Source organism: Rhodococcus sp. IEGM 1379 (genome assembly GCF_030056815.1).
Lineage (GTDB): Bacteria > Actinomycetota > Actinomycetes > Mycobacteriales > Mycobacteriaceae > Rhodococcus_F.
In genome coordinates, this window is the sequence record NZ_JASHKR010000019.1 from 79,434 (window position 1) to 104,218 (window position 24,785).

The 24,785-nt window shown below is 61.9% G+C and carries 24 protein-coding genes; 18 read left to right on the forward strand and 6 right to left on the reverse strand.

The features are described 5' to 3' along the window. Window positions 1-278 precede the first annotated feature (278 nt). Window positions 279-713 (forward strand): SRPBCC family protein, encoded by a 435-nt coding sequence (locus QM600_RS13655; RefSeq protein ID WP_283261986.1) that lies wholly within the window; start codon window positions 279-281, stop codon window positions 711-713. Here QM600_RS13655 and QM600_RS13660 read toward each other — a convergent pair. The 3 genes from QM600_RS13660 to QM600_RS13670 form a co-directional block, all read right to left on the reverse strand. After that, a complete protein-coding gene (locus tag QM600_RS13660; protein WP_283261987.1) occupies window positions 710-2,188 on the reverse strand; it encodes an alpha/beta hydrolase in 1,479 nt (492 codons plus the stop codon). The two genes, QM600_RS13655 and QM600_RS13660, sit on opposite strands and share 4 nt — an antisense overlap. Next, entirely contained in the window at window positions 2,188-2,418 is a 231-nt protein-coding gene (locus QM600_RS13665; protein WP_283261988.1) for a hypothetical protein, read from the reverse strand. The genes QM600_RS13660 and QM600_RS13665 overlap by 1 nt, the downstream gene beginning before the upstream one ends. An 84-nt stretch (window positions 2,419-2,502) precedes the next feature. Continuing rightward, on the reverse strand, window positions 2,503-3,372 hold the full coding sequence (locus QM600_RS13670) for an Rv3717 family N-acetylmuramoyl-L-alanine amidase (RefSeq protein ID WP_502942967.1): 870 nt from the start codon (window positions 3,370-3,372) through the stop codon (window positions 2,503-2,505). A 61-nt stretch (window positions 3,373-3,433) separates the two neighbouring features. Between QM600_RS13670 and QM600_RS13675 the strand changes: the two genes are divergently transcribed. The 4 genes from QM600_RS13675 to QM600_RS13690 all read left to right on the forward strand — a co-directional run bounded on the left by QM600_RS13675 (window position 3,434) and on the right by QM600_RS13690 (window position 6,499). After that, window positions 3,434-3,772, forward strand: a complete 339-nt coding sequence (locus tag QM600_RS13675) for a YbaB/EbfC family nucleoid-associated protein (protein ID WP_502942968.1) — start codon at window positions 3,434-3,436, stop codon at window positions 3,770-3,772. A 12-nt stretch (window positions 3,773-3,784) separates the two neighbouring features. Next, window positions 3,785-4,405: a recombination mediator RecR gene (recR, locus tag QM600_RS13680; RefSeq protein ID WP_094270854.1), complete on the forward strand. Its 621-nt coding sequence runs from the start codon at window positions 3,785-3,787 to the stop codon at window positions 4,403-4,405. Then, window positions 4,405-4,965, forward strand: a complete 561-nt coding sequence (locus QM600_RS13685) for a TetR/AcrR family transcriptional regulator (protein WP_283261991.1) — start codon at window positions 4,405-4,407, stop codon at window positions 4,963-4,965. The genes recR and QM600_RS13685 overlap by 1 nt, the downstream gene beginning before the upstream one ends. A gap of 85 nt (window positions 4,966-5,050) precedes the next feature. Then, window positions 5,051-6,499, forward strand: coding sequence for an MFS transporter (locus QM600_RS13690; protein WP_502942969.1), 1,449 nt, complete (start codon window positions 5,051-5,053; stop codon window positions 6,497-6,499). On the opposite strand, the gene QM600_RS13695 is transcribed toward QM600_RS13690, so the two are convergent. Beyond that, window positions 6,483-7,073, reverse strand: coding sequence for a TetR/AcrR family transcriptional regulator (locus QM600_RS13695; protein WP_283261993.1), 591 nt, complete (start codon window positions 7,071-7,073; stop codon window positions 6,483-6,485). The two genes, QM600_RS13690 and QM600_RS13695, sit on opposite strands and share 17 nt — an antisense overlap. Window positions 7,074-7,303: 230 nt before the next feature. Here QM600_RS13695 and QM600_RS13700 point away from each other — a divergent pair, with 230 nt between their 5' ends. Genes QM600_RS13700 through QM600_RS13760 form a run of 13 tightly spaced genes read left to right on the forward strand, consistent with a single transcriptional unit; the run spans window position 7,304 to window position 21,479 of the window. Further along, a complete protein-coding gene (locus QM600_RS13700) occupies window positions 7,304-7,858 on the forward strand; it encodes an FAS1-like dehydratase domain-containing protein (RefSeq protein WP_283261995.1) in 555 nt (184 codons plus the stop codon). Continuing rightward, window positions 7,855-8,307: a Zn-ribbon domain-containing OB-fold protein gene (locus QM600_RS13705; protein ID WP_283261996.1), complete on the forward strand. Its 453-nt coding sequence runs from the start codon at window positions 7,855-7,857 to the stop codon at window positions 8,305-8,307. The genes QM600_RS13700 and QM600_RS13705 overlap by 4 nt, the downstream gene beginning before the upstream one ends. Further along, entirely contained in the window at window positions 8,304-8,714 is a 411-nt protein-coding gene (locus QM600_RS13710) for a hotdog family protein (RefSeq protein WP_243622582.1), read from the forward strand. Before QM600_RS13705 ends, QM600_RS13710 begins: the two co-directional genes overlap by 4 nt. Continuing rightward, window positions 8,711-9,892, forward strand: coding sequence for a lipid-transfer protein (locus QM600_RS13715; RefSeq protein WP_283261997.1), 1,182 nt, complete (start codon window positions 8,711-8,713; stop codon window positions 9,890-9,892). Before QM600_RS13710 ends, QM600_RS13715 begins: the two co-directional genes overlap by 4 nt. Window positions 9,893-9,943: 51 nt before the next feature. Beyond that, window positions 9,944-11,152, forward strand: a complete 1,209-nt coding sequence (locus tag QM600_RS13720; protein WP_283261998.1) for a DegT/DnrJ/EryC1/StrS family aminotransferase — start codon at window positions 9,944-9,946, stop codon at window positions 11,150-11,152. Between the two features lies 1 nt (window position 11,153). Next, window positions 11,154-12,008, forward strand: coding sequence for an SDR family NAD(P)-dependent oxidoreductase (locus tag QM600_RS13725; RefSeq protein WP_283261999.1), 855 nt, complete (start codon window positions 11,154-11,156; stop codon window positions 12,006-12,008). Continuing rightward, entirely contained in the window at window positions 12,005-13,135 is a 1,131-nt protein-coding gene (locus QM600_RS13730; RefSeq protein WP_283262000.1) for a steroid 3-ketoacyl-CoA thiolase, read from the forward strand. Before QM600_RS13725 ends, QM600_RS13730 begins: the two co-directional genes overlap by 4 nt. 34 nt (window positions 13,136-13,169) lie before the next feature. Next, on the forward strand, window positions 13,170-15,380 hold the full coding sequence (locus QM600_RS13735) for an acyl-CoA dehydrogenase family protein (RefSeq protein WP_283262001.1): 2,211 nt from the start codon (window positions 13,170-13,172) through the stop codon (window positions 15,378-15,380). A gap of 24 nt (window positions 15,381-15,404) precedes the next feature. Further along, entirely contained in the window at window positions 15,405-16,631 is a 1,227-nt protein-coding gene (locus QM600_RS13740; RefSeq protein WP_283262002.1) for an acyl-CoA dehydrogenase family protein, read from the forward strand. A gap of 1 nt (window position 16,632) precedes the next feature. Further along, complete coding sequence (locus tag QM600_RS13745) at window positions 16,633-17,754, forward strand: acyl-CoA dehydrogenase family protein (RefSeq protein ID WP_283262003.1); 1,122 nt, start codon at window positions 16,633-16,635, stop codon at window positions 17,752-17,754. Next, window positions 17,751-18,824, forward strand: coding sequence for an MDR family NADP-dependent oxidoreductase (locus QM600_RS13750; RefSeq protein WP_283262004.1), 1,074 nt, complete (start codon window positions 17,751-17,753; stop codon window positions 18,822-18,824). The genes QM600_RS13745 and QM600_RS13750 overlap by 4 nt, the downstream gene beginning before the upstream one ends. 56 nt (window positions 18,825-18,880) lie before the next feature. Continuing rightward, complete coding sequence (locus tag QM600_RS13755; RefSeq protein ID WP_283262005.1) at window positions 18,881-19,804, forward strand: SDR family NAD(P)-dependent oxidoreductase; 924 nt, start codon at window positions 18,881-18,883, stop codon at window positions 19,802-19,804. 10 nt (window positions 19,805-19,814) lie between these two features. Beyond that, window positions 19,815-21,479, forward strand: coding sequence for an AMP-binding protein (locus QM600_RS13760; protein WP_283262006.1), 1,665 nt, complete (start codon window positions 19,815-19,817; stop codon window positions 21,477-21,479). A 58-nt stretch (window positions 21,480-21,537) separates the two neighbouring features. On the opposite strand, the gene QM600_RS13765 is transcribed toward QM600_RS13760, so the two are convergent. After that, the gene (locus QM600_RS13765; RefSeq protein WP_283262007.1) at window positions 21,538-22,461 is read right to left on the reverse strand and encodes a 3-oxoacyl-ACP reductase; all 924 of its coding nucleotides are present in this window, start codon (window positions 22,459-22,461) and stop codon (window positions 21,538-21,540) included. Further along, window positions 22,454-24,601, reverse strand: coding sequence for an acyl-CoA dehydrogenase family protein (locus QM600_RS13770; protein ID WP_283262008.1), 2,148 nt, complete (start codon window positions 24,599-24,601; stop codon window positions 22,454-22,456). Before QM600_RS13770 ends, QM600_RS13765 begins: the two co-directional genes overlap by 8 nt. Between the last annotated feature and the right edge of the window lie 184 nt (window positions 24,602-24,785).

The window sequence follows — 24,785 nt, forward strand, 5'->3', positions numbered from 1 at the left end:
TTAAAAGAGAGAGCCACAACCTCGACGCTATCTGTAGGGCTCTCTAGAGGCTATCGCTAGGGGTCGTTTTGCGTGAATTTGATCGAGTTGTTGCAAATGGACGGGGATTTGCGGCGGCAGAGGTGAACCAGCTCACACGATCGAGCAGATGGTCGAGATACCGGGCAGCAGCAGGCACTATTGAGAGAAGTGTCTGTGCGGAGCGGCAGGTAAGTCCACCTGCTCGTGTTCCGCGGTAGTCGAGTCGCGGTAGTTGGATAAAAGGAGACGCAGGGTAAATGGGTCAGGTCAGCGCAATGAGTTCGATCGTCGTCGCTACGGCACCGGAAAAGGTGCTTGCGGCACTGACGGACTACGAGACGGTTCGCCCGCGCATTCTGTCGGAGCAGTACCTCGACTACAACGTCGTGGAAGGCGGACAGGGCAACGGAACAGTCGTACGGTGGACGCTCAAGGCAACTGAGAAGCGTTCCCGCAACGTCGAGTCGACCGTCACGGTAGACGGCAACGTCATCACCGAGAAGGACGCCAACTCCAGTTTGGTGACCACGTGGACGGTTGCTCCCAACGGAGCAGGTACCACGGTGACCACGCTGACGCAGTGGAAGGGCGCGACGGGTATCGGCGGCTTCTTCGAGCGGACGTTTGCACCCAAGGGCTTGCAGAGCATCCAGAAGAAGGTGCTCGACAACCTCAAGCGTGAACTGGGCTAAGCAGTCCCGCTGATGATCCGGCCCAGAGTATTCAGGGCCGGATTTTCTGCATTCCAGTACTCGCCGTGGACGGCCAACCCCGGTGAACCGGGCGCGCTCTCGAAGATCTGAGCGCCAAATGCGGGGTCGGACGGATCGAATCCGTGTGTTCCGAGGACCTTCGGTACCAGTTGCACGGGATCCCAGAATGCTGTTGTCGCATAGACATGTTCGGCCATGTCGGTAGCGGACGTCGAGTCGAGTCTCAAGTCGCTGACGCGGTCCGCGTCGACGCCGGGGCTGGCGACGAAGACAAGATCGTCGACATCGAGTGAGGCGCCGCCGGTAGTGGCGGCACCGATGACGGTACTGCCGTAGGAATGCCCGATCACCACGTTGTGGGAGGCCGGGGCGTCGTGTGAAGCGCGTAATCCGTCCTGGAATTTGTCGAGTGCGGGTGCGGCGCCGTCGGCGAAGCTGTCGAATCCGGCGTCGGGAAGGCTTGGGGGAGCGTCGTATCCGGACCAGAGGATGACCGAATTGGCAGATCCTGGCGCGGCCGCCCGCGCCGAGTTGAACATGGCCGTGGTCCGCGCAAGGTCCCCGCCGATTCCGGAGAGACTGGTTCCGGTTCCGGGAACGAGAGTCGCGACATTGTCCGCGGTATCCGGGTTTCCGAGAGCGATGACGGCGTGTCCGTCCGTGTTCAAGGCCAGTAGGTACATGTCCGGGCGAAGTTCCGATGCGACGGCGGCGTACGTGCGATCCGGGGATGTGCTCAAAGAGTCCAGGTAGCGGCGGTTGTAGTAGTCGCGGTCGAGGGCGGGGAGTCCGTCACGGTTCCCGATTGTCGGATAATGCGTCGCCAGGGCATCTTTTTCGCTGGGGGAGAGGGAATTCCAGTAGTTGCTGAGTTCAGTGGGGTTGTCCGGCAATATGATCGGGCCACTGACCAAGGCCGGGGGTGTCTCGAGTAGCTCGGAGAGTTGACGAAATGCGATCGCCAAGGCTGCAGCGGAGTCGAACTCGTCGCGTTCCACGGTATCGAGTGCTACCGATAGGTTCCGGCCGAAAGTTGCTGCCGCCTCCGCATACTGGTTGTTCTGCAGAACATCTGCCACATTGATCGGCGAGAGTGGGACGGGTGGGAACACCTCGCCGAGGTCGGTGACGGTCATCCCCGAGAATGCGGCCTCGTCGGCAATCGTCCTGGCCTCGCGGTATGCGTGTCCGAGTGTATTTGCCGCTCCGGCATAGAGATCCGCGATCGATCGGACGGCAATGGATATGCGGCTGGACGTGCGGAGAGTGGTAGACAGGTGGGCGCCGGCAGCGGTGGCGCCTGCACCTTTCCAAATAGTGAATTCGGCATCGGCCCGCCGACGGGTCTCGTCGAGGATGTCTTCTACCCGCCGATCCGCCTCGATCAGTTGCGAACTCAGCGTTCGCAGTGGTTCCGGGGACCACGCTCGAACGTCGGAGATGTTGGGACGCATCAGAACTGAATTCCATGCAAGACGGCGTTGAAGTCACGCTCCGCGGCATCGAGCAGCCGGGCGGTGTCGGCAACACCTGACGCACACGCGCTGACCCGTCCGGACAGAAACCGATAGGCATCGGCAACGCCGTCGATGGCGCCGACAGCGTTGATCGAATCGGAGTGACTGCGTAGGTCAACCGAAAGTTGTTGTAGTGCTTCGAGATCTGCTTGAAGGAGCGGGCCCATGCCAAAACGGTATCGGGCAACGCCCGATACAACCGCACTGAATTCGAGCCTGTGGATAACCGTGAGTTATCCACAGATGACGCACTACGGGCTTGTCAGGAAAGCCTGCACACCGTTCGATACTGCCGACGCGTATTCGGCCTGTCCGGCGGGACTACTCATGCGGGCTGCCTCGTCGGCGTTGCGCATGTTTCCGAGCTCCACGAGGATGGACGGTCGCTCCGAGAGATTGAGTCCGGTGAGATCGGCGCGCGGTGCAAGGCCGTCTTCACCGATATAGGTGGACGGCGTGAGGCCGGCTTCGGTGAGGGAGTCGCGCATGGTCTCCGCGAATGCCACCGCAGGTCCGGCCTGGACGGGGTTGAGCGGCGGGGCGGAATAGCAGACGTGGAAACCTTCGGCACTCGCCGTGGCTCCGTCGGCGTGGATGCTGACCACGACGTCGGCATCGGATGCGTTGGCCGAGTTGGCGCGAGCGTCGACGCACGGGCCAACGCCGGCGTCATCGGGTCGGCTCAGGAGGACTGTGGCACCTTCGGCTTCGAGTTCGTTCTTCACCAGGCTCGCGACTTCCCAGTTGAAGGTGTGCTCGGGGAATCCGGCGTCGGTGTTGGTGCCGGTGGTTTGGCAGTTCTTGGTTCCGCCGCGCCCGGTGGGCACCTGGGTGTTGATGGATGCGTCGTTTGCGCCGCTGTGCCCGGGGTCGAGGAAGACGACCTTGCCGACGAGAGTCTCGGGAACAGTGTTGGCTACGGGAACGGCGGTGGTCTCGGAAAGGCCGACGGCGACTGCTTGTGCTGTTGCGGCCGCAGTGCTGACCGGGCCGGCCTGAGTGGTCTCGGTGGGGATTGTGCAGCCCGCGGTGGAGAGTGCGGCAGCAAGGCTGATCGACAAGGCAGCGCAACGTAATGCCGTTGACGAGAGTTGACGGTGATTTGACTGGTTCTGGCGCACCCGCTCACGGTAGCGCGCACCGACTACCCTGGGGTGGATAACTCTGTAGAAAGGACCGCTAGTGCAACCAGGTGAAATGCCAGATATGTCCGCATTGTTGGCTCAGGCTCAGCAGATGCAGCAGCAGTTGATGGCTGCGCAGCAGGAAATGGCACAGGCGGAGGTGACCGGCCAGGCCGGTGGCGGACTCGTCATTGCCACGGTCAAGGGCACCGGTGAGGTGGTCGGTCTGCAGATCGATCCCAAGGTTGTGGACCCTGACGACGTCGAAACCCTTCAGGATCTTGTGATCGGTGCCATCGAAGACGCATCGCGCAAGGCTCAGGACGTGGCAGCGGAGAAGCTCGGCCCCTTGGCCGGCGGACTCGGCGGAGGCCTCCCCGGTCTCCCCGGTTTCTAGAGACGAGACCACGTGTACGAAGGTCCGGTTCAGGATCTGATCGACGAGCTCGGGAAACTTCCCGGGGTCGGGCCCAAGAGTGCTCAGCGCATCGCTTTTCACCTTCTCTCGGTCGAGCCGACTGCGATCGACCGTTTGACGAACGCTCTGGCGCGCATCCGCGACGGAGTTCAGTTCTGCACGGTGTGCGGAACTGTCTCCGATCAGGAGAAGTGCAGAATTTGTGCTGATTCGCGTCGGGACCGAACGATCATCTGCGTCGTCGAGGAACCCAAAGACGTTCAAGCCGTGGAGCGTACGAGGGAATTCAAGGGGCGCTATCACGTTCTCGGGGGGGCACTCAATCCGTTGTCCGGCATCGGGCCCGATCAGCTCCGTATTCGGGAGTTGTTGGCTCGCATCGCAAATCAGGAGGACGGTGTCGACGTGGCCGAGGTGATCATTGCCACCGACCCCAATACCGAGGGTGAGGCGACGGCAACGTACCTTGTCCGCATGATGCGAGATATTCCAGGCTTGACGGTGTCGCGCTTGGCTTCCGGGCTTCCCATGGGCGGCGATCTCGAGTTCGCGGACGAGTTGACGTTGGGTAGGGCGTTGTCCGGGCGTCGTGAATTGTCCAGGAACGCCTGATGAGTGGCGCGCACACTGGGCGTCGTAGTTCGGAACAGACGCGGGCTCAGATCATCGAGTCCGCCGGCATGGCATTTGCCACGCGCCCGTACCGCGAGATCACGCTCAAGGACATCGCCGAAGATGCCGGCGTCAGCGCGCCGCTGATCATCAAGTACTTCGGCTCGAAAGAGCAGTTGTACGACGAGTTGGTTGACTTCCGGGCTGCGGCAATTACGGTTTTCGACGCGCCCAACAACGAGCTCGGCGAGCGCATGGTGTCCCTGTTCACCAAGCCTCTCGAGTCGTACAAGCCGCTGTCCATGAGCTTGCTGTTCATGAGCGGTGTGAGCGAGGAGAGCAACCGCAAACTGCGCGAGAACTATTCGACGCAGATGATCGATGCCCTGGCGGCGCGGTTGTCGGGTTCGGACGCCCGATTGCGTGCCGAGTTGGCGATGTCGATGGTGGCGGGGGTGGCAATCATGCGTCGACGGATGCTGGCGGGTCATGCGACGGGCACGCAGGACGAGGTCGTGGCGATGTACGCGCCGCTGGTGCAACAACTACTCGATGGGTGATCGTCGCCACACTACTTGCTGGTAAATATCCGTTCACCTACATTAGGTGAACGGATATTTACCTTCTGAGGCAGGCGGTGAGGGTTTGACGACGCTCGACCGTGCGCCAGTTCCATCGACTGCCTCAGTGCGCTCACGTTTTCTTTTTCCGATTGTTGTCGCAGCGGCCGTTTTTCAAGCGGTGCTGCAGACGGTCATCGTCCCGCTACTTCCCGAACTCCCGCACTTCACCGGTGCCAGTCGCACCGCAGTGTCCTGGCTTGTCACCGTCACTCTGTTGGTCGGTGCCGTCGTCACGCCCATTTTCGGGCGTCTTGCCGACATGTTCGGCAAGAAGAAAATGCTGTTGGTCGCGTTCTCCTTGATGACGCTGGGTTCGATGTTGTGCGCGATCTCCTCGGATATTTCAGTCTTGATCTTTGCGCGAGCACTTCAGGGCGCCGGATCCGCAGTGATCCCCATCGGAATTTCGCTCCTACGCGACGAACTTCCGCGCAACAAGGTCAACGGTGCTGTTGCGATGATGAGTTCGACGCTGGGAGTCGGTACAGCGCTGGGCATTCCGTTCTCTGCGATGATCGCTCAGTATTCGAACTGGCACGTGCTGTTCTGGATAACCACGGGGATCGGATTGGCGGTGACACTCGCCGCAGTCGTGTTCATTCGCGAGTCGGAAGCCAATCCGTCGGGCAGATTCGACGGAGTTGGCGCAGTGGGGCTGAGCGCCGCGCTCATCCTGTTACTGGTACCCGTCACTCAAGGCAGTAGTTGGGGGTGGGCCAGTGGTTCGGTGATCTCGATGCTGTCCACATCGGCGGTTCTCTTCACGCTCTGGGTGTTTCAGCAGCGACGCAACGTCAACCCCCTTGTCGACGTCCGGGCGTTGGTGAAGCGTGCCGTGCTGATCCCGCACATCGCGGCGTTGCTCGTCGGCTTCGCCTTCTTCGGAAACACGCTGATCACAACGCAATTGCTGCAAGGCGCGACAGGGCCGGGTGCGGGCTACGGACTGACCATCATCTCCGCTGCGCTGTGCCAGATTCCCGCCAGTATCGCGATGGTGCTGTTCTCGCCGGTGGCAGTACGGATCACGGACCGCTACGGTTCCCGCACCGCGATGTTGGCCGGCGCAGTGTTTCTGGCCGGCGGCTACGGCATCCATGCCGTTGCCGGTAAGCCGCTCTGGGGAGTGGTTGCGGCATTGGGCATTACGGCCATCGGAACGGCAATCGTCTACAGCACGCTGTCGCTGCTCATTCTTGTTGCGGTGCCGCGTCAGCGACTTGCTGCCGCAAATGGCGTCAACTCGCTCCTGCGAACGTCCGGAAGTACCCTCTGCAGTGCGACGGTCGCGACGGTCCTGGCTGCCTTTGTCGTCAGTGGCAGTGAGCATTCCACGTCGTGGACGGGTTTTGCCGTGGCTTATCTGGTGTGTGCGGGCTGCGCCGTGGTTGTCTTTGTCGTGTCCTTGTTACTTCCGCAGGGTCGAACACCCAAGGATCTCGAGTTACCGGAACTCACTCGCGCACTGTGATGCGGAATCCGGAGAGGAAGAGCGTGATCATCAGATCCGCGAATTCCTCGGTTGTGTATTTCTGACGGTCCGGCCAGTGAGTAGTCGACCACAGGGTGTCTCGCACGGATCGATAGAAGATCTCGGGAGCGACGTCCTTGCGAAAGATGCCTTGGTCGACGCCGGCCGCGATGGCTTTCAGCCAGTGCTCGCGAACCTGTCGCGACGGGATGTCGACGGACTGCAGCAGATCGTTGTCGCGAAGATAGGCGCGATCGTTCTGATAGATGGCCGTCGGGAAGGGGTGGAGTTCGATGACGATCAGCGTTTCCCGGATCAGGCCTCGTAGGACATCTTCGGGACCGTCGGCAGTCTTCGCGACCTGGTCGAAGCGCTCTTGGATGTCGGTCATGAATCCGCGAAGTAGCTCGGCGACAATCGCGTTCTTTGATTTGAAGTAGTGGTAGAGGCTGCCGGAGAAGACGCCGGCAGCCTCTCCGATGTCGCGGACAGTTGTCGACGCGACGCCCTTCTGTGCAAACAACTCGGCTGAGCTTTCGAGGATTTTCTCTCGACGATCCGGTGTGGCTGCCACATGGTCTCCGCTGGTGATAGTCCCGCTCCGAGCAGGCGTTTTCTTATTTCTCGACGTAGTGCAATCCTGCCTGATGGTTCGGGTTCAGGACCGACCAGGTGTGCCCCGACGTAGAGATTTTGTTCATGTTCGTCAATGTGCCGGTGGGATCACATATTTCAACTTCCGTGACCCTATGCTAGCTTCAGGATCAAGCGCTTGCTCAACTCGGGCCAAAATGGAGGATTTCAGTGGAGAGCCTGGAGAAACAGTTTCCGCAATTCATCGGCACGGAGGCCGAACCTCCGCGTGTCGCGCGCTACGCCGTCAACGAGGCGATGATCCGCAACTGGGTCGAAGCGCACGACGACAACAACCCGATCTACGTCGACGTCGACGCTGCCCGAGCTACCGGTAGGCGTGACGTCGTCTGTCCGCCCGCGATGATCTCGACCTGGGTGATGTCTGGATATCGCCGTTACCGGGAAGTTCAACAACTTCGGAAAGACGGCGCCGTCGAGGACTTTTCCTACTCGAGGCTGCTGGCACTGCTCGACGGGGCGGGCTACACCTCGGTAGTCGCGACGAACGTGGAACAGGAGTACTTCGCGGAACTGAGTCCCGGCGATCAGGTCACCGCGCACTTCACCATCGAGTCCATCTCACCGTTCAAGCAGACCGGCCTCGGGCACGGTTGCTTCATCACCCTCTTCAAAAACTACGTCGACGCGGCCGGAAAGACTCTGGTGGAAGAGCGATTCCGACTGCTCCGATTCAACCCTGAAACGCAGGAGGTCCCCGCATGAGTGAGGCCGCAGTACCGACCGATCCAGCACCGGTTCCCCGGACCTCGGTGCCCGGACTTACCGTCACCGGAGACAATTCTTTCTTCTTCGAAGCTGCGAAGGAGGGCCGTTTGGAAATCCAGCGCTGCGCGGATTGCAAGACCTTGCGGCACCCGCCGGCACCGGCGTGCCCGTCGTGCCGCTCGTTCAGCTGGGACACAGTCGAATCCACCCGCCGCTGCACCCTGCACAGCTTCACCGTCCTTCACCACCCCAAGGATCCGGCGTTCGACTACCCCCTTGCGGTCGGGTTGGTCGATCTGGAGGAAGGCACACGTCTGGTCGCGGACATCGCGGGAATCGACCACGACGAACTGGCTTTCGGCATGGAACTCGAGGTCGGCTTCTCCGAGCACGCGCACGGCGAGATCTTGCCGCAGCTCCGCCGTCGCGGGCAGAGTCCGTCATGAGCTTTCTCGACTGCGTAGTCGGCACTGGTCTGCCTGCACTCGAACTACCGCTGGACCGCACGCTCATCGTGGCAGCCGCGATCTCTTCGCAGGACTTCGAGGACGTCCATCACGATCCGGGCAAGGCTCAGGAACGTGGAACACCGGACGTCTTCATGAGCATCAACTCCACCAACGGGTTCATCGACCGATACGTCACCGACTGGTCCGGCCCGGCGTCGCGGATTGTCAAAACCGCTCTGAGGCTCGGTGTTCCGAACTTCGCCGGAGACACGATGACTTTCACCGGCGAGGTAGTGGAGAACGACGGTTCAACCGTGACCGTCGCCGTGCAGGGGCGCAACGAACGAGGAACGCACGTCACCGCCACGGTGACGGTGACGTCTGTGGAAGGGGCAACGGCATGAGTCGAGGATTTTCCGGAGCAGCAGCGATCGCCGGAATCGGAGCCACGGAATTCTCCAAGAACTCCGGGCGCAGTGAATGGCAGTTGGCCTGCGAATCCGTCATGGCGGCACTCGACGACGCGCAGATCGAAGCCGAAGAAGTGAACGGTTTTGCACTGTTCACCATGGAGAACAACCCGGAGATCGCCGTCGCGCGCGCGCTCGGGATCCCCGAACTGACGTTTTTCAGTCGCATCCCGCACGGCGGCGGTGGTGCGTGCGCACCCGTTCAGCAGGCCGCGCTGGCCGTCTCGAGTGGAGTCGCCGACGTCGTTGTCGTCTACCGGGCATTCAACGAACGATCAGGTCACCGATTCGGTGCCGGCCCACCGCCTTTCGCGTACAACCAGTCGACGGATCAGGAATACCGCAACTGGATCAACCCGTACGGACTTCTTACTCCGGCTCAGCAGGAAGCGTTCCTGGCCAAGCTCTATATGCACAAATACGGCGCCACCAGTGCCGATTTCGGGCAGATCTCGGTGCTCTCACGCAAGCATGCCGCCAACAACCCGAAAGCGTGGTTCTACGATCGTCCCATCACCATCGAGGATCATCAGAACTCGCGCATGATCGCCGATCCGATTCGTCTGCTGGACTGCTGCCAGGAAAGTGACGGCGGGCAGGCGCTCGTCATCGTCAGTGCCGAGCGGGCGCGGGATCTGCCGCACAAGCCGGCGATCATCACGGGTGCCGCTCAAGGTGTTGGTCCCCAACAGATTTCGATGAGCAGCTACTACCGTGACGACATCGACAGCATGCCCGAGGTCGAGCTTGTTGCGCGTCAGTTGTGGAACCAGGCCGGAATCGGTGTGGGCGACATCGACGCTGCCATCCTTTACGACGCCTTCACTCCGATGGTGCTGCTCCAACTCGAGGAATACGGCTTCTGCGGCCGCGGCGAGGCCAAAGACTTCATCGCCGACGGCAATCTCGAACTGGGTGGCCGACTTCCGATCAACACCAACGGTGGTCAACTCGGTGAGGGCTACATCCACGGGGTCAACGGCATCGCCGAAGGTGTCCGGCTGATCCGCGGCACCTCCACCAACCAACCTCCGAAGACCCTGAACAACGTCCTGGTGACCGGCGGCTCGCCCGTCCCGCACAGTGCGCTTGTGCTCTCCGCGGATCACTGATTTTCATCGATCACTGAATCTGCACTCCACGTTGAAAGAAAGCAGGAACACATGAACGAGCGGATCACCTATGCGCGGGCTACCCACGGTGAAGAGGAAATTCAGGCGGTAGTCGACGTCCTGCGCAGCGGAAATCAAGGACTGCGTATCGGCAAGAACGTCTTCGAGATGGAAGAACGCATTGCAGCCTTGGCGGGCAAGAAGTTCGGTGTCATGTGCAACTCCGGTTCCTCCGGGTTGTACCTGGCGGTCGAGCTTCTCGGCCTGCCTGCGGGCAGTGAGGTCATCACCTCGCCGCTGACGTTCTCCACCGACATCGCACCGATCGTGCGTGCCGGCCTCGTGCCGGTGTTCGTGGACGTCGAGCCCAACACGTTCAACGTCGACGTCACCAAGATCGAGGCCATGGTCACCGAGAAGACCGGTGCCATCCTTATGCCGAACCTGGCCGGCAACTGCCCCGACTGGGACGTCATCCGCGACATCGCGGATCGCCACGGGCTCAAGGTCATCGAGGATTCCTGCGACGCGATCGGCGCCACCCTCCGCGGTACACCCACCGGTTCGCGCGCGGATATCGTCGTTACCAGCTTCTCGATGGCACACATCATCACGTGCGCCGGCACCGGCGGCATGGTCCTGGTCGACGACGAAGCGAGTCGCGACAAGGCGCTGCTGCTTCGTCGTTGGGGTCGCCGTAGTGAGCCGAACCTGTTCGGTAGCACGAAGACCGGTCGCGTGTTCCGGGAAGAGCTCGACGGCGTCGACTACGACAACGACTTCATCTTCGAGCTCATGTCGTGGAACTTCGAGCCGTCCGAGCTCGGTGCGGCGTACGGCGTCGTTCAGCTCGACAAGCTCGAAGCCAACTACAAGACGCGCAAGGCTACGTTTGCAGCATTTACTGCGGCGTACGCTGCGCATCCGGAGTTCTTCACTCCGCCAGTAGAACTGGACGGTCTGGATACGGCCTGGCTGTGCTACCCGGTGATGATCAACGAGGACGCACCCTTCACTCGTAGCGACATGCAGGAAGCCATCGAAGCCGACGGCATCGATACGCGAACTGTGTGGAGTGGCAACGTCACTCGGCACCCGATGATGAACAACATCGAATACCGTCAGCCCGAAGAGGGACTTCCGGTCGCTGACGCGGTTTTCGAGCGCGGTATGACTCTCGGTATGAGTCACGGCTTGCGCGAAGACGAGGTCGTCCGGATTGCGGAGAGCATCAACCGCTTTGCTTCGAGGTGGAAGTAGCATGACGAGACGTTTCGAAGGTCGCCGGGCGCTGGTCACCGGTTCAAGTCGTGGAATCGGTGCGGGTGTCGCGGAGCGACTGGCAGCGGAGGGCGCCGACGTCGTTCTGGTGGCTCGGACGCTCGGCGCACACGCAACCCTGCTGGGCAGCCTCGAGGAAACCGCTGCTCGAATTGCGAAGTACGGAACCAAGGTTGAGATTGTCGTCGCTGATCTGACGGACGAACAGCAGCGTGACACCGTTGTGCCGCAGGCGATCGAGAAGCTCGGTGGGACCATCGACATCCTGGTCAACAACGCGGCAGCAGCGATCTACGCGCCGTTGTCCGAATACCCGCTCCGTCGGCGGCGTGTGGTCTTCGAGGCAAATGTCCACGCGCCACTCGATCTGATGCAGGCAGTAATACCCGGCATGGTGGCACAGGGTTTCGGCTGGATCGTCAATGTGTCCAGTGGAACCACGAAGCAGTGGCAAGGTCCGCCGTTCACGTTGATCGAACCGGGAACCGCGATGACGGTGTACGGAGCCTCCAAGTCGGCGCTCAACCGCATCAGTAACGGCATGGGTGCCGAACTTTACGGCGCGGGTGTGCGCGTCAACACGATCGAACCGCGGGCAGCAGTGCTCAGTGAGGGCGCAAGAGTCCTGGTCGGTGAGACTATCCGTCCGGATCAGGTCGAATCTATGGAACAAATGGTGGAAGCGGTCACTGCGCTCTGCGATTGCAATACCGAGTTCACCGCACGCTCGTGCGTCAGCTTGGACCTGATCGACGAGTGGGCGTTGACCGTGCACGGTCTGGATGGCACCGCATTGAATGACACAGCAGGACCACACACCGAGGAGTTGGTATGAAGCCCGTCATCGTAGACGCAGCACGAACACCCTTCGGCAAGCGTGAGGGCTGGCTGTCCGGGGTCCACGCTGCGGAATTGTTGGGATACGCGCAGTCCGGCGTGCTGGAGCGCGTGGGAGTTGACCCGAACGCTGTCGACCAGGTCATCGGCGGTTGTGTCACACCGCTCGGCGAGCAGTTCGGCAATATCGTTCGGACATCCTGGATGCATGCCGGCCTTCCGTTGAAGGCCGGTTGCACCACGATCGACGCTCAGTGCGGAACCGCGCAGCAGTCGGTGCAGTTGCTGGCTGGCCAGATTGCCATCGGTGCCGTCGACGTCGGCGTTGCCTGCGGGGTGGAACTGATGTCGCGGGCTCCGCTCACCTACAAGGTGGGCACGGGCCTCGGAACGCCCCGACCCGAGTCGTGGTCACTCGACACCGTGGATCAGTACACCGCTGCTGACCGTATCGCGGTCAAACGTGGATTCAGCCGTGAAGATCTTGACGCCTTCGGGCTGCGCTCGCAGCAGCGCGCTGCGGCAGCGTGGGACGCCGGCCGATTCGACTCGCACATCATCGACGTGGTGGTTCCCGGGTCGGACGCTCCGGTTCACCGTGATCAGGGACTACGCGAATCGAGTCTGGAAGGTCTCGCGAAGCTGCGCACCGTTCAAGAGGGTGGATTGCACACTGCTGGAACGTCTTCGCAGGTCTCCGACGGTGCGAGTGCGGCTCTGCTGATGTCGGCAACTCGCGCTTCGGCACTGGGCGTGCGCCCGCGGGCGCGGATCCTGGCGCAGTGCGTCATCGGCGGAGACACCGAGTTCATGCTCGACGGTCCCGTGGACGCAGCGTCCATAGTGCTGGAACGGACGGGCCTGACGATTGCCGACATCGATCTGTTCGAGGTCAACGAGGCGTTTGCCTCGGTGCCCATGTCGTTCGCACAGGTACACGGCGTCGACCAGGATCTGCTGAACGTCAACGGTGGTGCCATTGCGCTGGGGCACCCGGCCGGAGCAACCGGTATTCGTCTGTTGGCCAATGCGATCGACGAACTGGCACGACGCGACAAGTCCATCGCCCTCATCGCGATCTGCGCGTCAGCCGCAACCACCTGCTTGATTCTCGAACGTATCTGATGCCCCAGTAGAACCGAAGATTGAGGAACCAGCCATGGCCCTGCCCCTGCTCGAAGACCACCGTGATCTCGCCGAAGCGGTAGCCGCATTCGCGGCCCGCGGCGGTGTAATTGCCGACACCCGAGCCAATTTCAAGCGGTACGCCGCCGGTGATCGTCCGGATTCCTGGGATTCGCTGGTAAACCAGGGATTGCACGCCGTGCATCTGCCGGAGGAATACGGCGGCGACGGTGCCTCGCTCGCAGAACTTGCGGTGGTCGTCGAACAGTTGGGCATGGCTCTCTATCCCGGATCGTACGTCCCGACCGTTGTCACCGGCGGAATTCTCGCGACCGGTTCCGGTAGCGCGGCAGCAACAATGTTGAGCGAGTTGGGCGCTGGAGCTACCGGAGCTGTGTCCACGGGTGTCGGGGTAGAGGCAGTCCGCACCGAAACCGGCTGGAGCGTCACCGGTACATCCGATCCGGCCCTGGGTCTACCGGGCGCGGATGTTGTTCTCGTACAGGCCCAGAGCAGCGAAGGTGAACTGTGGTTCCGGCTTACCCCGGCTGCCACAGCGGTAGTCGAGGTCGAGGACGGAATTGACCTGACACGGGCGATCGGCACGTTGACGCTGACCGGTCACCCGGTATCGGACGCGGAGATCGTAGACGGTCTGCTGCCGCACCGTGTCGAGCTGATCGTCAATACCGTGTACGCCGCGGAGGCGAGTGGACTTGCGGCTTGGGCGCTGCGCACCGCTGTCGACTACGTCAAGACGCGAGAGCAGTTCGGTCGCCCCGTCGGCAGTTTCCAGGCAGTTCAGCACAAAGCTGCCATGATGCTCGTGCGCTCCGAAATTGCCTGTGCAGCAGCCTGGGATGCAGCACGGTCGGAAGACCACGACGTGGATCAGCAGCAACTCGTTTCCGCTCAGGCAGCACTCGCAGCACTGCCCATCGGGATCGAGAACGCGCTCGAATGTGTCACATTGCTTGGCGGTGTCGGCTTCACCTGGGAGCACGATGCGCACCTGTATTGGCGTCGTGCACTGAGCATTGCGGCCGTTGTCGGTTCGGAGGAGAGGTGGGCGCACACACTGGGGGAACGCTCCGCCGATGCTGTTCGCGACTTCTCGTTCGTTGATTCCGACCTGTTGCCGGAATTGCGCGCCGATGTGCGCCGCGTCTTCGCTGACGTCGAGTTGCTGCCTGATGACGGAACCACCGCCGCAAGTTGGGCTCCGGCGAAGGGGAGTGCTCGGCGCGCACGTTTTGCCGAGGCGAAACTTGTTGCACCGCACTATCGAGCTCCGTATGGGCTCGGAGCGGGACCCAAGGAACAGGCTGTCATTGCCCATGAGTTCGCCACGCGCGGATGGGCGCAACCGTCCACTGTGATCGGTGAGTGGGTGCTTCCGACGATTCTCGAACACGGCAATGCCGAGCAGCACGACAGGTTCGTCGATCCCACGCTGCGCGCCGACATCATCTGGTGCCAACTCTTCAGCGAACCGGGCGCAGGCTCCGATCTCGCTGGGCTGAGCACCAAAGCACGTAAGGTCGACGGCGGCTGGATCATTTCGGGGCAGAAAGTCTGGAACTCGGGTGCGCACGAGGCGGATTGGGGCGTCTGCCTCGCCCGCACCGACGCGGATGCACCGAAACACCGTGGACTGTCCTACTTCCTGGTCGATATGACATCGAAGGGCGTCGACGTCCGGCCGCTCAAGCAGTCGACAGGCAAGTCGGAGTTCAACGAGGTGTTCCTCGACGACGTGTTCATTCCGGACGACTGCCTTGTCTCCGAACCGGGGCAAGGTTGGAAGCTTGCCGCGACAACATTGTCGAACGAGCGCCTGAGCATGGGCAGCACATTGCATCATGGTTCGAGCGATCAGTTCCGAACCGTCATCGCCGACGGTAGTCACGATTGCTCGAGGGAAGACGCAGTAGAAGGGCTGGGGCGCAGCATCTCCCGTGAGCTGGCACTGTCTGCGTTGAACCTACGAGGTGTCTCGGCTCGACTGGCCGATCAGGAGCCTGGCGCCGAGATCAGCGTTTCGAAGGTGTACAACGCGCTGGCACAGCGAGAAGGGTCCCGAGATGTGTTGCGACTGCTCGGACCACGTGCGGCAGTGGTTGATCCGCAAGCCAACTACGCGATCGACCACATCGGATTGCCCTCCATACTGTTCGGCGGCGGAACCGTCGAAATTCAACTCAACGTCATCGCGCAGCGCGTTCTCGGCCTGCCGCGCTCCTAGTTCCTATTCTCGAGGAGTTTCACCATGTACCTGGATTTGTCCGAGGAGTCGAAGACTCTGCGCAAGGAATTGCGCGCGTACTTCGCCGAGATCATCAACGAAGACGACCGCCGCGCGCTGGTCGACCAGACCGAAGGCGGCCCGGTCTTCGACCGCATCCTGCGTCAGATGGGTAAGGACGGCTGGCTGGGTCTGGGCTGGCCGGAGGAATTCGGCGGCCGGGGTGAGGATCCCGAGGCTTTGTACGTGTTCTACGACGAGGTGATTCGCGCTAATGCGCCGCTGTCGCTGGTCACGCTCAACACCGTCGGCCCCGCACTGATCAAGCACGGAACGCAGGCGCAGAAGGACTTCTTCCTGCGGCCGATCCTGGCCGGCGAGTTGATCTTCGCTATCGGATACACCGAGCCGAACGCCGGTACGGATCTCGCTGCCCTCGAAACCCGCGCGCGTATCGACGGTGATGATCTGGTCATCAACGGCAACAAGATCTTCACCAGCGCCGGTGTTTTCGCTGATTGGGTCTGGCTGGCTGTGCGCACCGATCCGGATGCGCCGACCCATGAAGGTATTTCGGTAGTGCTGGTGCCCACCAGTGCTCCCGGGTTCTCTGTCACCGAGATCCATACAATCGGCGGAATCAGTACGTCGGCAACCTATTACGAAGATGTGCGCGTTCCGCTCACCAATGTTGTCGGTGAACTCAATCAGGGTTGGAAGCTCATCACCAACCAGCTCAACCATGAGCGGGTGGCTCTGGCCGCCCGTGGCGGCGTTGCCAACGAGCTATTTGCCGAGGTAGTCGAGTGGGCGAAGTCCGAGCCGGCCGGTGACGGCCATGTTTACGATATCGGCTGGGTGCGAGAGAAACTCGCCGAGATCTATGCACTGCTCTGTGCTGCCGATCTGATGAACCTTCGGTTGGTCGCGGACGTGGCGGCAAACACCTTGGGCGGCGGAGATTCTGCTGCAGCCAAGATCTTCGGGACCGAAGCCGTCGTGAGTGCGTACGGAATGCTGCAGGAAGTGCTGGGAGCCAAGGGATTGCTGCGTCCGGGAACGCCCGGTGCGGCCCTCGAGGGTCGCGTCGAGAACTTGGGTCGCCGCGCGCAGAACAACACCTTCGGTGGTGGTACCAACGAAGTGATGCGTGAGATTGTCGCAGCCAAATGTCTGGGTATGACGCTCGCAGCGCGTCGTCGACCTGTTGTCGGATCGAAAGACACTGCCGCACTGAACGAGAAGAGCTGACATGGAATTCGAATTCGACGACAACCTTTCCGCTGTACGGGATCTGAGTGAATCGATCTTCGCGGCGAAGTCCGGTGTGGACCGCCTGCGTGAGGTGGAGAGCGCTGGTGGTTTCGACGCAAAACTGTGGAATCTGCTTGCCGAGTCCGACATCCTCGGTATCGCGCTGCCTGAAGAGGTAGGTGGCGCGGGCCTCGGAATGCTCGGTCTCGCTGCAGTTCTCGAGCAGCAGGGCAGACGCGTTGCGCAGGTGCCATTGTGGTCGGTTGTAGCGACCGCAGCGCTCCCGATCGCGGAGTTCGGTAGCCCAGAGCAGAAGGCGAAATGGCTACCCGGTCTGCTCGACGGCTCCGTGATCGTCACGGGCGCGTTCGAGACCGGACACGGAGCCGGCCTGCCGGTCCGGGCCGAGGCGTCGGGTGACGGTTGGACTCTCCGTGGAACCGTTGAATCTGTGACGGCAGCGGATGTCGCTACGGCACTGCTGGTTCCGGTGGCAATGCCCGGAGGCGATACAAGCGTGATGATTGTGCCCGCCGGCAACCTCGTCCGTACCACGCTGAACGTGACCAATCACGAGAGCAACAGTGCGGTGAGCTTCGACGGAGCAGTCGTCACGGCTGCCGACGTTCTTCCGGGTGACGGAACAGCTATTTTCGATTGGACGCTGCGACGAGCACGGGTTGCGCTGGCAGCCTTGGCTGTTGGCGTGTGCGAAGAAGCACTGGCCATGACCGCGAAGTACACGTCCGAGCGCATCCAGTTCGGTCGACCGATCTCCACCAACCAGGCGGTGTCGGTGCGCGCTGCCGATGCGTATCTCGACACCGAGAGCATTCGCTTGACCGCGCAACGCGCAGCGTGGCTGATGGACACGGGAGCGGAGAGCGAAGCGGAAGCTGCTGCACTCGTAGCCAAGTGGTGGGCGTCGCGTGGTGGACTGCGAGTCGTCCACGCTACCCAGCACCTGCACGGCGGAATCGGCGCTGACATCGACTACCCGATCCACCGCTACTTCCTGTGGGGTCGTCAAATCGCGTTCTCCTTGGGCAGCGCGGGCGCGGTCGGCATGGAACTGGCCAATGTTCTGGAGAAGGGCGCGTCGATCGGCGCACCTGTATGACCACGGGGGAGAACTTGGCGGTGCGCGTGCTTCGCGCACCGCAGGGACTTCCACGTGCAGAGGACTTTGCGATCGCCGCAGCCGAGATTCGGCAACCGCAAGACGGCGAGGTGCTGTTCCGGGCCTGTTATCTTGCGATCGATCCCAGTGCCCGTCGGCGGCTGCCTGCCTCCGACGGGCGTCCGGGTCCACTCGGCGCGGTGGCCGGGATCGGCGATATCGTTCTGGCCGGGGTGAGCCCACCGCAGGCAGGCCTCGATGGTGCGTTGGTGGGTGAGGTTGTCGCGTCGCGGCATCCGGAGTTTGCGCCGGGTGACCTGGTACGTGGCGGGAATACCTGGCAGGTGTTTCACACGGTTCGCGGCGAGTATCTGGACTTGTTGGAGCCACGTCCGGGATTTCAGTTTGAAGCGGAGCTGGGAGTGCTCGGTAGGCCGGGGTTTGTGGCGTACTGCGGACTGAACTTCGCGGCAAAGCTCGAAGCCGCTATGACGGTGGTAATCTCGGCTGCCGGCGGCGCCGTCGGGATGGTGGCGGGGCAACTGGCTGCGCTGGCCGGCGCCCGCGTTGTCGGAATAGCAAGTGGTGACAAGGTCGCCTACGTCGTAGACGAACTCGGGTTTGCAGACTGCATTGATCGGACGAACGAGACGATCGCTGCGGGACTGGCGAGGACCTGCCCGGATGGCGTCGACTTGTACTTCGACAACGTCGGCGGTGAGACGCTGGCCGCGGTGTTCGAGCAGCTCAACGACTTTGGTCAGGTTGTCGTGTGCGGGATGGCAAGTGAGTACAACGGCGCCGAATCCGATTACGGCCCGCCCCTGCGCCCGGTCCTTCGTAAACGACTGAGAATTCAGGGCTTTGTGGTGTACGACCATTACGAGCAGTACCCGCGCTACCGTGAATGGGCGCTCGAACAACTCGACGCGGGACGGTTGCGATACCGCGTGGACGTCGTAGACGGGCTGGAGAAAGCCCCGCTTGCGTTGGCAAGCGTTCTGACCGGCCGGAACCGAGGCCGTCAGCTCGTGCAACTTGGCCCGGTGCCACAAGTCCTGCGTCAGTGAACGCGTTTTCAACTTAACCCGACAGTGCGTTTCGGGAGAATGAAAGGTGTATCGGCATGATCAGTGAAAACGCCACATCGGCAGGTCTTGCAGTTGTCACGGGTGCGAGCCGAGGAATCGGGCGGGCGATAGCGAGACGTATTGCAGCAGAGGGAATACCCGTTGCGGCGGTCTCTCGCACGTTGCGTGCGGGTGATGGCAATCTTCAGGGCTCGCTCGAGGAAACCGTCGACATCATCGCGCAGTCCGGCGGAACCGCGCAGAGCTTTGCCGTCGATCTGGGTGAACCCGATCTCGATCGCGGCGCTCTGATCGCCCGAATCGAGGAAAGCTTCGGGCGCCCGGTGAGCATCCTCGTCAACAACGTTGCCGCGTCCCGGCGCTACGAGACACTCTTTGCAGACATGCCGAGAGAGTGGTTCTACGACTCCGTCGAAACGAACGTGTGGAACACCTGGGACCTGATGAAGGCGGTCATCCCGAGCATGCGCGCGAACGGTGCGGGATGGATCGTCAATATCTCGTCCCGGCAGGCCGGTCCGCGCGTCGGTCCGCCGTTTGCGCCGCATCCGCTGGCCGGTTCTGTCTTGTACGGCGGAACGAAGGCGATGATCGACCGCATCAGCACGGGATCCGCGATGGAACTGTACGGCGACAACATCGCTGTGAATTCGCTTGCGCCCAACCGTGGCGTCGCGACCGAGCACGCTGCAGCAGCGGTTCCGGGATGGCCGTCCGAACCCGAGGACACGATGGCCGAGGCGGCGCTGCTGCTCTGCACTGCCGAACCGTCCGAGGTAACCGGCCGAGTGGCGTTCAGCCTGCCACTACTGAAGGAATTCGGACGCTCGGTTCATGCACTCGATGGCAGCGGACTGTTGGAGGGCTGGCAACCCGACGATCTCGACGAGAACGGTTTTCCGGGGCACTACCTCACCTTCAATCCGCCGGCGCCGGTGCCGGCCGAACTGCTGAAGTAGGGAGCTAGATATGGACACGTACGCAGAGATAATTCGAAGCCGCGCTGAGGACGACGGAGGTGGTCTTCGGTACGAGGACAGCTCCTGGTCCTGGCGTGAGGTTGTTCAGGAAAGTGCTGATCGCGCAGCGGCATTGACCGCGTTGATTCCCAAGCCGGACGGCCGTCAGATCCACGTGGGCGTCCTGCTCGAGAATGTTCCGGACTTCGTATTCTGGCTCGGCGCCGGACCTTTGGCCGGAGCTGCCGTTGTCGGTATCAACGCCAGTCGCAGTGGCGCAGAGCTGGCACACGACATCAGCCACGGCGACGTGGACATCGTCATCACCGAGAATGCCTTGGCGCATCTGGTCGACGGAACGGGTCATGGTCTTCCACCCGAGCGCATCCTGAACATCGACAGCCCCGATTATGCCGAATTCCTGGCGCCGTTCCGCGGAGCACCACTACCCGAGGCGGTGCCGACGCCGGAAGAAAAAGCCCTGCTGCTCTTCAGTTCCGGTTCGACGGGCGCACCGAAGGCGGTGATCGTCGGTCAGGGACGGCTGGCACGCTTGACGGTTGCGATGGTCGATCGGGCGTCGCTGCGGCGCGATTCCGTGACTTACCTGTGCATGCCACTCTTCCACGGCAATGCCGTAATGCTGAACCTGGCTCCGGCAATGTGCGTCGGCGCGACGGTTGCCATGACAAGGAAGTTCTCGGCCAGCAAGTTCGGTCCCGACATCCACCGCTACGGCGTCACGTACGTCAACTATGTCGGTCGTGCCCTGTCGTACACGCTGAGCTGCCCCGAAGATGCCCGGGACGCGCACAGCACGCTTGAGTTGGCCTTCGGTACCGAGGCGTCGGAAACCGACGTCAGACGCTTCTCCGAACGTTACGGCTGCACCGTGATGGAGGGTTATGGTCTGAGCGAAGGTGTGTTCCGTATTGGGCGTACGCCCGATACACCTCGGGACTCCCTGGGCATCCCGCAGAACGGGCTCGATGTCAGGGTCCTCGACGAGGCGACCGGCATCGAGTGCCCGCCTGCGGAATTCGACAGTGACGGGCGTCTGGCCAATGCCGAGGCCATCGGGGAGATGGTGGCAGTAGGCCTGGCGCACACTTTCGAGGGGTATTACAAGAACCCTGGGGCGATGGCAGATCGCGTCAAGGGCGCAGATTTTTGGTCCGGCGACCTTGCCTACCGCGATTCGGCTGGCTACTTCTATTTTGCGGGACGGTCTTCCGACTGGCTGAGGGTAGACAGTGAGAACTTCTCGGCCGCACCGGTCGAGCGTGTGCTGCAACGAATTCCGGGAATTTCTGCGGCCCCGATCTTTGCGGTTCCGGATCCTCGGACCGGCGATCAGGTCATGGCAGTTCTCGAGATGGACGACGGAGTGAGTTTCGATCCGAAGGCTTTCGGAGAGTTTCTCGGCGAACAGCCTGATATGGGTGCAAAGTGGTGGCCACGCTTCGTGCGGATTGTCGATCAGATACCTCTCACCGGAAGCAACAAGGTCAACAAGGCTCCTTTGCGCCGAACAGCTTGGGCTGCAGAGGATTCCGTTTTCATTCGGATCGGCAAGACGAGTGAGTATGCGCCGCTCGGCGATGCCGGACGGCGAGAAATCGAGGCCGAGTTCCGGGTACACGGGCGGTTGGCAATGCTACCGACCGCCGGCTGAACGGGGAACCTACCCGGACCGGGCCCGGAGAACTTACGTTTCTCCGGGCCCGTTCCGGTCAGTTCGTCACACCAGTGGTGTCGAGTTCGATTATGCTGCTCGCTGAGTAGTTCTGTCCCGCAGGTAATTTCGAGATATACGGCACCATCTGATCTGCAAATTCTTCCACGGTGAACGTGCCGTCGGCAGCCACGAACTTCTGCTGCACGGTGGGCGGCGCCATCAAAGCAACCATGTCGCCGTAAACGACGAAGACCTGACCGTTGATCGTCTGGGCTGCCGGCGTAGCCAAGAAGGAGACGAAGGTAGCGACGCGCTCTGGTGCCATGATGTCGAGACCGCCGTCAGGTTCTCCATCGGCAAAAACCCCGACAGTCATCTCGGTCCGAGCTCGCGGGCAGATGGCATTTGCGGTGATGCCGTACTTCTCCAGCCCGCGCGAAGTGGAGAGAGTGAGCGCAACGATACCGGCCTTGGCTGCAGCGTAATTGGCTTGACCTGCGCCCCCGAGCAGAAAGGCTTCGGACGCTGTGTTGATCACCCGTCCGTACACCGGCCCCCCGGCGGCTTTGCCCGCGGCTCGCCAATGTACTGCGGCCGATCGCGACAGTGCCGCATGGCCTTTGAGATGAATCGCGATGACATCGTCCCAGTGCTTTTCGGTCATGTTGAACAGCATTGCGTCACGGGTGATTCCGGCGTTGTTGACGACGATGTCGAGGCTGCCGAATGAATCGACCGCCGCTTCGACCAGACGATCTCCCAGCGACCAGTCGCTGACGTCGCCGGTCACGGCTACGCCACGGGATCCGAGAGCCTCGATCTCGCGGACGACATCCTCTGCTGCGGAGCCGATGTCGTTGACAACGACAGATGCGCCACGTGAGGCCAGGGCTAGTGCTTCGGCACGGCCTAGGCCTGCGCCTGCGCCGGTGACGATCGCGGTGCGGCCGGTGAGATCGGTGGCAAGTGAGTTAGACAAGAGCAGGCTCCCTAGGTAGGCCGAGAATGAGTTCGCCGATCTGATTGCGGAGGATCTCGGACGTGCCTCCGGCGATGGTTTGGAATCGAACCTCCAGAAAGCTGTGATGGACAGGCTTTTTCGATTCACTGTCGCTCGGGAGGAACCCGGAGAGTAGCAGTCCGGCGTCGGCGAGCCTTTGGCCGTGTTCACTGCCGACCAGCTTCAACACCGCACCTTCGGGTCCCGGTCCGGCGCCGAGTACAGCCATCTCTGCGATGCGGGTGGTGAGTGCCCGCAGGGAAAGGTCTTCGGCCACAAGGTCGGCCACGGTATCGTCCATTCCGGAGTTCGTAGTGCGCACCACGGTGAACAGATCGTGGATACTGTACGTGACGCCCAGGCCCAGTCGTTCACGGCCGATCGTCACGCGTTCGTTGCCGAGAGCAGAGCGTGCAACGCCCCACCCGCCGTTGACGTCACCGAGCACATCGGCGTCGGGAACGAACACGTCGTCGAGGAAAACCTCGGAGAAGTGTGAGTCGCCGGTGATCTGCTTGATCGGGCGTACCTGTACTCCGGGAGCAGCCATGTCGATGAGCATCATGGTGATGCCCTTGTGCTTTCGTGCCTCGGGGTCGGTGCGGACAGTCGCCATGCCGTGCGTCGACGTCACGCCGCCGCTGGTCCACGTCTTCTGGCCGTTGACGATCCAGCCGCCGTCGACGCGGCGAGCCTTGGTGGTGATTCCCGCGGCATCGGAACCGGCGCCGGGCTCACTGAACAACTGGCACCATGTCACTGTGCCCATGAGACTCGAATCGACAAAGCGCTCGTGCTGTTCGGCGGTACCGTGTCCGACAACGGTGAGCAGCACCCATTCGCCGATTCCGTACTGCGGCAGATCAACTGTCGACAGTTCCTCTTCCAGGACCAACTGCTCGACGGCACCGGCGCCGCGACCCCACGGCGCAGGCCAATGCGGAACGGCGTAGCCGGAATCAACCAATAGGCGACGCAATTGATCGGCGGGCGCCGCGGTGGCCTTCTTCACGAATTCACGTGCCTGCTTGCGGTATTCGTCGGCCTCGGCAGGCAGTTCGATGGTCGATTCGCGCCGGATCCCGGCTGCGGTGGCGTCGGCGATGTCAGCGCGGGCGACGACGGGGGAGAATGCAGCGTTCAGAGCCCCGGCGCGACGCAGATACAGGTGGGCGTCGTGCTCCCAGGTGTACCCGATTCCGCCGTGGATCTGGATGCATTTCTGGGCTACCCGCATGGCTGAGGGTAGAGCTGTCACAACTGCGACTGCTGCTGCCAACGAGCTCTGATCCTCGTTGTCGGATGCTGCTTGCGCTGCGTCCCAGGCGGCCGCGGTGGACATTTCGCGGTCCACCAGCATGTTGGCAAGTATGTGTTTGACCGACTGGAACGAGCCGATCGCGCGGCCGAACGCAAAGCGGTCCTTCGCGTATTCGACGGCCAGTTTTGTAGCCGCGGTGATCACTCCGGCGGCTTCGGCGGCAGCCAGAGTACGGCCGATCGACACGGCAGGTGCGCCGGCGCCGGCCAGAACTGCAACGGCGTCGACGCTGCCGTTAGTGGTCACTGCCGAGACTCTGCGAGTCGGGTCAAGCGTCGGCGACTCCGTTACCTGCACCTGCTCGCGTCGCAGCACGACGACGTCTTCGCCGATCGAGACGAGGAGGATATCTGCCATTGCCGCACAGAGCATCTCTACTGGCGCAGTCAATTCGACGGACGAACCTGACAGCGTGGCAGAGGTGCTGATCCCGACCGTCGCGACGACGGTTCCGTCAATCAGGCCCGGAAGCAGCGCTTCCTGTTGCTCGCTGGTGCCCGCTGCCGCGATGACAGCCGACGCCCACACCGTCGGAAACAGTGGCCCGGGTGCCAGCGTCGCCCCCAATTCCTCCACGACTACCGTCAATTCCGGCAGACCGAATCCGGCGCCACCATATTCTTCCGGCAGATGGACACCCAGCCATCCGAGTTCCGCGAAAGTCGACCATCCTGAGGGCAATTCGTTTGTCGGCTTGTCGAGACGTGCCCGAACTTCGATGAGCGGTTCCGCCCGCGAGATGTATTCACGAACCGACTGTGCGAGGGCGCGCTGGTCTTCGGAAAGTCCAATTGACATGGAGAATTACCTCGTTGCAAGACTGAGCCCGCAGGCTGTTTTCCCCTGTCCGGGATTACCGCAGACGGGAGTTGTTCCCTTTACTCGTATCACGAAAATCCACGCCGTAGCGGCCAATCCCGCTAAGTGCAATACCGTTCAGTTAGTGGCTAGAATGGTGAATACCGGTGAATGAGTGGGCTGC